A 9,434-nucleotide genomic window follows, 5' to 3' on the forward strand; every position below is an offset into this window, starting at 1 on the left:
AGCGCGCGCGCCAGCGCGTGGCCCACGTGCCCGCCGCCGAACAGCGCCACCGGGTGCAGCGGCGGCGCCAGGCGCGCGCGCAGCGCGGGCACGTCGGCAGCGCTCACGCACTCGTAGCGCAGCCACACCACGCCGCCGCAGCACTGGCCCAGCGCCGGGCCGAGCGCATAGCGCAGCTGCGCGGGGCCGGGCGTTCCGGCCAGGCGTCGGCGCGCCTCGGCGATGGCCTGGTGCTCCAGATGCCCGCCGCCGATGGTGCCCACGATGCCGTCGGCGAACACGGCCATCCAGGCCCCGGCTTCACGCGGCGCCGAGCCTTGGATAGACTCCACCGTCACCAGCACGGCGGGGGCCGCCGCCAGGCCGTCCGCCAGCCCATGCAACACGTCAATCGTCGTCAACCCAGCTCCTGTTACCGTCGTATCCGCCATCATGCCGACCTCTCCACTCCAACGCATCCACTGGCTGCTCGCCTGGCTCGTGGCCGCCGTCGCTGCGCTGGTGGCGGCCTGCAAGTCCGCCCCCGAGCCCCCGCCCACCACCGTGCAGGACAGCCGCATGCCCACGCCCGACAAACCCACCGCCATCGGCCCCGTGGCCGCCAGCGCGGGCTCGGCCCGCCCCTCGGCTGCGGCCACGCCGCGCGCCTACCGCCAGGACGCCGCCACCCACCTCTACGGGCTGAACGCGCAGCGCGTGTTCAAGGGCAAGCTGCCGCCCCTGCTCTACGCCATCGGCGTGCTGGACGTGGAGATCGACCGCGCGGGCCGCGTCACGCGCCTGCGCTGGCTGCGCGCCCCCCGCCACGCACCCGAGGTGGTGGCCGAAATCGAGCGCACCGTACACGCGGCATCGCCCTTCCCGGTGCCCGCCCGGCTGGGCAAGGTCACCTACACCGACACCTGGCTGTGGGACAAGAGCGGCAAGTTCCAGCTCGACACGCTGACCGAAGGTCAGCTCTGATTTTGATAGCTGCATGCGCTTGCGTGACAAGCGCCAGAGGCCGATTTGGCTTGAATTTTTTCAGGACCCCCGGTACGTTGAATAGCTCCAGGGGCTGACCAGCAGCGGCACGTGGTAGTGCTGGTCGGCATGGGCGACGCCGAAGTCCAGGCTCACCCGGTCCAGAAAGTTCGGCTCGGGCAGCTGCACGCCCCGGGCCTTGAAGTACGCGCCCACGCCGAAGGTCAGGCGGTAGGTGCCGGGGCGCAGGCTGGCGTTGTCGAACAGCGGCGCGTCGGTGCGGCCATCGTGGTTGAGCACCAGTTCCTTGAGCAGCGTGGCCTGCTCGCCGTCGGTGGAATACAGGCGCACGGCCATGCCCGCTGCGGGGCCGCCGTGCATGGTGTCGAGAACGTGGGTGCTGAGGCCCATGGCGGTTTCCTTTGGTCAATGGATCGCCAAAGTTTATGCCGATGCCGTTAGGGAGCCTCTGCACGAATCGTCGCGCCGCGTGCATCTGCGGACTCGGGCGGTCTGCGTCGTTGCAAATGCTCGCAATAGCTACGGCTATTGCTGCGCTTTGCGCCTCGCAGCCCATCCCGATCCGCAGCGCACGCTTGCCGCTCGATTCGTGCAGAGGCTCCTTAGCAGACTAAAAGCGCGCGAAAGTCGTTCACATTGGTGTGCGTGGGCCCGGTCACGACCAAATCGCCCAGCCCGGCGAAGTAGCCATGGGCGTCGTTGCGGTCCAGGTGGTCGGCCAGGCGCAGGCCCAGCGCGTCGGCGCGCGCCAGGGTGTCGGGCGCCACGCGCGCGCCAGCGGCCTCGCCCATGCCGTCGATGCCGTCGGTGTCGGCCGCCAGCGCCCACACGCCCGGCTCGCCCTGCAGGGCCTGCGCCAGGCCCAGGCAGAACTCGCCCGCGCGGCCCCCCAGGCCCCGGGGCGCGCCCGGCGGTCGGGGACGGAGGGTGACCGTGGTTTCGCCGCCGGACAGAATCACGCAGGGCCGCGCGAACGGCTCGCCGCGCCGTGCCACGGCGCGGGCCAGCGCGGCGTGGACCTTGCCCACGTCGCGCGATTCGCCCTCGATCTCGTCGGACAGGATGTGCGCCGCCATGCCCGCCGCGCGCGCGGCCTCGGCCGCGGCTTCGAGCGACTGGCGGGGCGTGGCGATCAGATGCACCGCGTGGTGTACGTGGCCCGGGTCGCCGGGCTTGGGCGTTTCGAGCGTGCCTGCCTGCAGCGCGGCGCGCACGGGCGCGGGCAGTTCGATGCGGTAGCGGTCCAGGACGGCGAGCGCGTCGGCGCAGGTGGTGGCGTCGGGTACCGTGGGGCCGCTGGCGATGACCGAGGGGTCGTCGCCGGGCACGTCGCTGATGGCGAGCGTGACCACGCGCGCGGGCGCGCAGGCGGCGGCCAGCCGCCCGCCCTTGATGCGCGAGAGGTGCTTGCGCACGCAGTTCATCTCGCCAATCGCCGCGCCGCTGTCCAGCAGCGCCTGGTGGATGCGCTGCTTGTCGGAAAGCGTGAGGCCGTCGCAGGGCAGCGTGAGCAGCGCCGAGCCGCCGCCGGAGATGAGGCACAGCACCAGGTCGTCCGCCGTGAGGCCCTGGGCGAGTTCGAGCATGCGCTGCGCGGCGGCCAGGCCCGCCGCGTCGGGCACGGGGTGCGCGGCTTCTGCGACCTCGATGCGCTGCGCCAGCCCTGCGGGCCGGGGCGGCGTGTGCTGGTAGCGCGTGACGACCAGGCCGGACAGGGGCGCGTGCGCGGGCCACAGGGCCTCCACCGCCTGCGCCATGGCGCCCGCGGCCTTGCCCGCGCCCAGCACCAGGGTGCGGCCCAGCGGCGGCGGCGGCAGGAAGGCCGCCGTGTTGTGCAGCGGCAGGGCGCGCCGCACGGCGGCGCGGTAGAGGTGTTCCAGGAACGCGGCGGGCTGGCGGCGCGGGTCGGGGGCGGCATCGGTCATGCGCCGATTGTGGCCCGCGCGCCAGGAGGCGCCGTCGGCACACTGTCCACCAAAAGTGTATACACATTGCCGGGCCGCAGCTATCATGCCCGCATGGAGACATCCACCACCCATGTCATCGTCGAGAGCCTGACCCGCGCCATCGTCGAGCACCGGCTGCTGCCCGGCACCAAGCTGGCGGAGCAGAAGCTGGCGGACCATTTCGGCGTGTCGCGCACGCTGGTGCGGCAGGCGCTGTTCCAGCTGTCGCAGAACCGCCTGATCCGCCTGGAGCCCGCGCGCGGCGCCTTCGTGGCCGCGCCCTCGGTGGCCGAGGCGCGGCAGGTGTTCGCCGTGCGCCGCATGCTCGAATCGGAAATGGCGCGCGCCTTCGTGCGCGAGGTGACGCCGGCCAAGATCCGCGCGCTGCGCGAGCACGTGGCGCGCGAGAAGGCCGCCGTGGACCAAGAGGACGTGCCGGGCCGCACCGAGCTGCTGGGCGACTTCCACGTGCGCATGGCCGAGCTGATGGGCAACGAGGTGCTGGCGCAGCTGCTGGGCGAGCTGATCTCGCGCTGCGCCCTGGCCACGCTGATGTACCAGAGCGCCAGCGCCGCCGAGCATTCGCACGAGGAGCACGCCGAGATCGTCAAGGCCCTGGCGGCCAAGGACGAGGCGCGCGCCGCACAATTGATGAACGAACACCTGCTGCACGTCGAGCAAAGCCTGACCTTCGACCGCAAGCCGCCCGCCAACGACCTGTCCCTCGCGCTCTCGTCGCCGACCCCCGCCCCGACCCCCGCATAACCACCGCATGACACCCCACCGCCACGCCATGACATCCTCTGCCTTCTTCGACACCACCGCCCCCTACCCGCGCGACCTCGTCGGCTATGGCCGCACGCCGCCGCACCCGCAGTGGCCGGGCGGCGCGCGCATTGCCGTGCAGTTCGTGCTGAACTACGAGGAAGGCGGCGAGAACAACCCGCTGCACGGCGACCCGACGAGCGAGACCTTCCTGTCCGAGCTGGTGACGGCGCAGGCTTACGAAAACCGGCACATGACCATGGAGTCGATGTACGAGTACGGCTCGCGGGCGGGCGTGTGGCGCATCCTGCGCGAGTTCGAGTCGCGCGGCCTGCCCATGACGATTTTTGCCGTCGGCATGGCGATGCAGCGCTACCCCGAGCTGCTCGCCGCCTTCCTGAAGAACGGCTACGAGATCGCCAACCACGGCCTGCGCTGGATCCACTACCAGAACATTCCAGCCAGCTACGAGCGCCGCCACATGGAGCTGTCCACCCACGTGCTGCGCGACATGACGGGCGGCCAGTGGCCCCTGGGCTGGTACACAGGCCGCGACAGCCCCAACACGCGCCGCCTGCTGCTGGAGCACGGCGGCTACGAGTACGACAGCGACTACTACGGCGACGACCTGCCCTTCTGGATGAAGGTGGCCCGCACCGACGGCAGCACGGCGCAGCACCTGGTGGTGCCCTACTCGCTGGACACCAACGACATGCGCTTCGTGCAGACGCAGGGCTTCAACACCGGCGACCACTTCTTCAGCTACCTCAAGGACAGCTTCGACGCGCTGTACGCCGAGGGCGACCCGAACGGCCTGAACGCGCCCAAGATGATGAGCGTGGGCATGCACTGCCGCCTGCTGGGCAAGCCGGGGCGCATCGGCGCGCTGCGGCGCTTTCTGGACTACGTGCAGGGGCACGAGCAGGTGTGGATCTGCCGCCGCATCGACATCGCGCGCCACTGGGCGCAGCATTTCCCGGCGCCCGCCCTGCCAGCAGATTCATAGGCAAATCTGCCTCTAGCGCTTATCCATCAAGCACCAGTAGCTATCTTTTTGATAGAAGGACCACCCCGTGGCATACACCCTCGCCCAACTCAACGCCGCCTCGCCCGCCGAGGCGCTGGCCATGCTCGACGGCCTGTACGAGCATTCGCCCTGGATCGCCGAGCAGGCGTTGCAGCAGCGCCCCTTCCGCTCGCTGGCGCAGCTGCAGCACGCCATGGTGCAGGTGCTCGCCAACGCGTCGCTGGACCGGCAGCTCGACCTGATCCGCGCCCACCCTGAACTGGCGGGCAAGGCCATGGAGACCAACACCCTCACGGCCGAGTCCACCAACGAGCAGAACAAGGCGGGCCTGACGAACTGCACGCCCGACGAGCTGGCGCGCATCCGGCACATGAACGCCGCGTACGGCGAGCGCTTCGGCTTCCCCTTCGTGCTGGCCGTGCGCGGCCCGCGCGGCCTGGGCCTGCCCAAGCAGGAAATCATCGACACCTTCGCGCGGCGCCTCTCCAACCACCCCGACTTCGAGCGTGCCGAGGCGCTGCGCAACATCCACCGCATCGCCGAGATCCGCCTGGGCGACAAGTTCGGCTACGAACCGACCCTGGGCAACGACGTGTGGGACTGGCAGGAGAAGCTCAGCGCACACACCGACCCGGGCTATGCCGAGCGGGGCCAGCTCACCGTCACCTACCTCACCGACGCGCACCGCGCCTGCGCCCAGCGCATCAGCCACTGGATGCGCGACTGCGGCTTCGACGAAGTGGAGATCGACGCCGTGGGCAACGTGGTGGGCCGCTACCACGGCACCACGCCAGATGCGAAATACCTGCTGACCGGCAGCCACTACGACACCGTGCGCAACGGCGGCAAGTACGACGGGCGGCTGGGCATCTTCGTGCCCATGGCCTGCGTGCGCGAGCTGCACCGCGCGGGCAAGCGCCTGCCGTTCGGCATCGAGGTGGTGGGCTTCTCGGAGGAGGAAGGCCAGCGCTACAAGGCCACCTTCCTGGGCTCCGGCGCGCTGATCGGCGACTTCAAGCCCGAGTGGCTGGACCAGCAGGACGCCGACGGCATCACGCTGCGATCCGCCATGCAGCACGCGGGGCTGTGCATAGACGACATCCCCAAGCTGCGGCGCGACCCGGCGCGCTACCTGGGCTTCGTCGAGGTCCACATCGAGCAGGGGCCGGTGCTCAACGAGCTGGACATTCCGCTGGGCATCGTCACCTCCATCAACGGCAGCGTGCGCTACATGGGCGAGATGACCGGCACGGCCAGCCACGCGGGCACCACGCCCATGGACCGCCGCCGCGATGCCGCCCTGGGCGTGGCCGAGCTGGCGCTGTACATGGAACAGCGTGCCCGGCAGGACGAAGGCAGCGTCGCCACCATCGGCATGCTGCAGGTGCCGAGCGGCTCGGTCAACGTGGTGCCCGGCAAATGCCTGTTCAGCATGGACCTGCGCGCGCCCACCGACCCGCAGCGCGACGCGATGGTGGCCGACGTGCTCGCCAAGCTCGACGAGATCGCCCGGCGCCGGGGCCTGCAATACACCACCGAGCTGGCCATGAAGGCCGCCGCCGCCCCCAGCGCCCCCGCATGGCAGAAGCGCTGGGAAGCCGCCGTCGCCGCCCTGGGCGTGCCGCTGCACCGCATGCCCAGCGGCGCGGGCCACGACGCGATGAAACTGCACGAAGTCATGCCCCAGGCCATGCTGTTCGTGCGCGGCCAGAACGGCGGCATCAGCCACAACCCGCTCGAATCGTCCACGGCCCACGACATGCAGCTCGCCGTCGATGCCTTCACCCACCTTCTTCAGCAACTCGCCACGGAAACCCCATGACCCACTACCCGCAACTGGACGCCTGGATCGACCAGCATTTCGACGAGCAGGTGCAGTTCCTACAAGCCCTGGTGCGCGTGCCCACCGACACGCCGCCGGGCAACAACGCGCCGCATGCCGAACGCACGACCGAGCTGCTCAAGGGCTTCGGCTTCGACGCCGAGCAGCACCCCGTGCCCCCGCAGGAGGTGAAGGACTACGGCATGGAGTCCATCACCAACCTGATCGTGCGCCGCCCCTATGGAGACGGCGGCAGGACGATTGCGCTGAACGCCCACGGCGACGTGGTGCCGCCCGGCGAGGGCTGGACGCACGACCCCTACGGCGCCGAGATCGAAGACGGCAAGCTGTATGGCCGCGCGGCGGCGGTGAGCAAGAGCGACTTTGCCACCTTCACCTTCGCCGTGCGCGCGCTGGAGGCCGTCGCCAAACCGGCCAAGGGCGCGGTGGAGCTGCACTTCACCTACGACGAGGAGTTCGGCGGCGAACTCGGCCCCGGCTGGCTGCTCAAGAACAACCTCACCAAGCCCGACCTGATGATCGCTGCGGGCTTCAGCTACGAGGTGGTCACCGCGCACAACGGCTGCCTGCAGATGGAAGTGACCGTCCACGGCAAGATGGCCCACGCGGCGGTGCCGCACACCGGCGTGGACGCCCTGCAGGGCGCCGTCAAGATTTTGAACGCGCTGTACGCGCAGAACACGCTGTACCAGCAGGTCACGTCGCAGGTCGCGGGCATCAAGCACCCCTACCTGAACGTGGGGCGCATCGAGGGCGGCACCAACACCAACGTCGTGCCCGGCAAGGTGGCGTTCAAGCTCGACCGCCGCATGATCCCCGAGGAAAACCCCACCGACGTGGAGGCCGACATCCGCCGCGTGATCGCCGAGGCTGCGGCGGCCTGCCCCGGCATCATGGTCGAGATCAAGCGCCTGCTGCTCGCCCACAGCATGAAGCCCCTGCCGGGCAACGCGCCGCTGGTCGCCGCCATCCAGCGGCACGGTGAGGCGCTGTTCGGCCAGCCCGTACCCGCCATGGGCACGCCGCTGTACACCGACGTGCGCCTGTACGGGCAGCACGGCATCCCTGGCGTGATCTACGGCGCGGGGCCGCGCACCGTGCTCGAATCGCACGCCAAGCGCGCCGACGAGCGGCTGGACCTGGACGACCTGCGCCGCGCCACCAAGGTGGTGGCGCGCGCCCTGAGCGACCTGCTGGCCTGAACCGGAGCGCGCTCACGACCCCCGGTAGGTGGCGTAGCTCCAGGGGCTGACCAGCAGCGGCACGTGGTAGTGCTGGTCGGCATGGGCGACGCCGAAGTCCAGGCTCACGCGGTCCAGAAAGTTCGGCTCGGGCAGCTGCACGCCCCGGGCCTTGAAGTACGCGCCCACGCCAAAGGTCAGCCGGTAGGTGCCGGGGCGCAGGGTCGCGTTGTCGAACAACGGCGCGTCGGTGCGGCCGTCGTGGTTGAGCACCAGCGCCTTGAGCAGCGTGGCCTGGTCCCCGTCGGTGGCATACAGATCGACCGCCATGCCAACGGCGGGGCCGCCGTGCATGGTGTCGAGTACGTGGGTGCTGAGGCCCATGGGTTGATCTCCTGAAATCTGAGAGCGTGTTCATGATCTTTTCATGGTGCCCGTTGCCCCGCAAAGGCAGCAAAAGATCATGAACACGCTCCGAGCCTGCCAGCAGCTCTCGTGCCAGGCGCGGGCAACCCCGCGCCCGCGCAACCGGCGCGCACGCGGCAGACTTTGGTGCGGCGCGTGAACTCCAATGGTGCAACGCACCATGGCGCGCACCCCGGCGCGGTGCAGTAGGCCACGGCGGCGGCGCAAAAACCCATTTGCCCCAATGGTTTACAGGGCGGGGCGCCCGGCGCGCGGCGCTGGCCTGCTTCTTGCGCAGCAGGCCCACGATCCGCAGCACCGAAAGCCCCCACCTTGGACTACTACCTCGACCTGGCGAATCTTCTCCTGCGCTGGCTGCACGTCATCACGGCCATCGCGTGGATCGGCGCCTCCTTCTACTTCGTGATGCTCGACAGCAGCCTGACCCCGCCGCAGGACGCCGCATCGAAAGAGCGCGGTGTGAGCGGCGAGCAGTGGTCGGTACACGGCGGCGGCTTCTACCACGCGCAAAAGTACATGGTGGCGCCGCCCGTGTTCCCCGACCACCTGCACTGGTCGATGTGGGAGAGCTACAGCACCTGGCTCAGCGGCTTTGCGCTGTTCACCGTCTCGTACCTGTTCAACGCCAGCAGCTACCTCATCGACAAGAACCGCATGGACTGGGCGCCGTCCACCGCCGTGGTCGTGGCGTTGGCCTTCCTGGTGGTGTTCTGGCTGGTCTATGACGGCATCTGCCGCGCCTTCGGGCGCCGCAAGAACGGCGACGCCATCGTCGGCGTGCTGGTCGCGGTCTTCGTCGCCTTTGCCACCTGGCTGGCCTGCCGGTGGTTCCCGGGGCGCGCGGCGTTTCTGCTGGTGGGCGCCATGATGGCCACGACCATGAGCGCCAACGTGTTCTTCTGGATCATTCCCGGCCAGCGCACTGCGGTGCGCCAGATCCGCACCGGCCAGAACGTGGACCCCATCCACGGCCAGCGCGGCAAGCAGCGCAGCGTACACAACACGTATTTCACGCTGCCGGTGCTGTTCGCCATGCTGTCCAACCACTACAGCTTCACCTACACGCACCCGTACAACTGGCTGGTGCTGCTGCTGTGCATGCTGGGCGGCGCGGCCATCCGGCAGTTCTTCGTGGCGCGCCACGGCTTCAAGCTGGGCGTGCGCGGCAACCCGCTGGGCTATGCGCTGGTGGGCGTGGCGGCGCTGGGCCTGGGCCTGCTGGGGCTGCGCCCGCCCGCGCCGGAGCCCGCGCCCGCCGCCGC

The 9,434-nt window shown here is 70.0% G+C and carries 10 protein-coding genes; 6 read left to right on the plus strand and 4 right to left on the minus strand.

What is annotated here, in order from left to right; translation table 11 throughout:
- Positions 1–392 (minus strand): XdhC family protein (locus QM569_RS05490; RefSeq protein ID WP_414986231.1); only part of this gene is annotated, 392 nt, incomplete at its 3' end.
- Between the two features lie 40 nt (positions 393–432).
- Between QM569_RS05490 and QM569_RS05495 the strand changes: the two genes are divergently transcribed.
- The gene (locus QM569_RS05495; protein ID WP_414986222.1) at positions 433–963 is read left to right on the plus strand and encodes a hypothetical protein; all 531 of its coding nucleotides are present in this window, start codon (positions 433–435) and stop codon (positions 961–963) included.
- Between the two features lie 60 nt (positions 964–1,023).
- Here QM569_RS05495 and uraH (QM569_RS05500) read toward each other — a convergent pair whose 3' ends face one another.
- On the minus strand, positions 1,024–1,374 hold the full coding sequence (gene uraH / locus QM569_RS05500; RefSeq protein WP_414986223.1) for a hydroxyisourate hydrolase: 351 nt from the start codon (positions 1,372–1,374) through the stop codon (positions 1,024–1,026).
- A gap of 212 nt (positions 1,375–1,586) precedes the next feature.
- A complete protein-coding gene (locus tag QM569_RS05505) occupies positions 1,587–2,909 on the minus strand; it encodes a glycerate kinase type-2 family protein (protein WP_414986224.1) in 1,323 nt (440 codons plus the stop codon).
- 93 nt (positions 2,910–3,002) lie between these two features.
- Between QM569_RS05505 and QM569_RS05510 the strand changes: the two genes are divergently transcribed.
- The 4 genes from QM569_RS05510 to QM569_RS05525 all read left to right on the plus strand — a co-directional run bounded on the left by QM569_RS05510 (position 3,003) and on the right by QM569_RS05525 (position 7,767).
- Entirely contained in the window at positions 3,003–3,695 is a 693-nt protein-coding gene (locus QM569_RS05510) for a GntR family transcriptional regulator (protein ID WP_414986225.1), read from the plus strand.
- Positions 3,696–3,723: 28 nt separating this feature from the next.
- The gene (puuE, locus tag QM569_RS05515) at positions 3,724–4,701 is read left to right on the plus strand and encodes an allantoinase PuuE (protein WP_414986226.1); all 978 of its coding nucleotides are present in this window, start codon (positions 3,724–3,726) and stop codon (positions 4,699–4,701) included.
- 67 nt (positions 4,702–4,768) lie between these two features.
- Positions 4,769–6,544: a 2-oxo-4-hydroxy-4-carboxy-5-ureidoimidazoline decarboxylase gene (uraD, locus tag QM569_RS05520; protein WP_414986227.1), complete on the plus strand. Its 1,776-nt coding sequence runs from the start codon at positions 4,769–4,771 to the stop codon at positions 6,542–6,544.
- On the plus strand, positions 6,541–7,767 hold the full coding sequence (locus QM569_RS05525; RefSeq protein WP_414986228.1) for a M20 family metallopeptidase: 1,227 nt from the start codon (positions 6,541–6,543) through the stop codon (positions 7,765–7,767). Before uraD ends, QM569_RS05525 begins: the two co-directional genes overlap by 4 nt.
- A 12-nt stretch (positions 7,768–7,779) precedes the next feature.
- On the opposite strand, the gene uraH (QM569_RS05530) is transcribed toward QM569_RS05525, so the two are convergent.
- On the minus strand, positions 7,780–8,130 hold the full coding sequence (gene uraH / locus QM569_RS05530) for a hydroxyisourate hydrolase (protein ID WP_414986229.1): 351 nt from the start codon (positions 8,128–8,130) through the stop codon (positions 7,780–7,782).
- A 354-nt stretch (positions 8,131–8,484) separates the two neighbouring features.
- Between uraH (QM569_RS05530) and QM569_RS05535 the strand changes: the two genes are divergently transcribed.
- On the plus strand, positions 8,485–9,434 hold a 950-nt coding region (locus QM569_RS05535; RefSeq protein WP_414986230.1), incomplete at its 3' end, for a urate hydroxylase PuuD.

Source organism: Acidovorax sp. (genome assembly GCF_047607405.1).
In the GTDB taxonomy this organism is placed as follows: Bacteria; Pseudomonadota; Gammaproteobacteria; order Burkholderiales; family Burkholderiaceae_C; genus Acidovorax.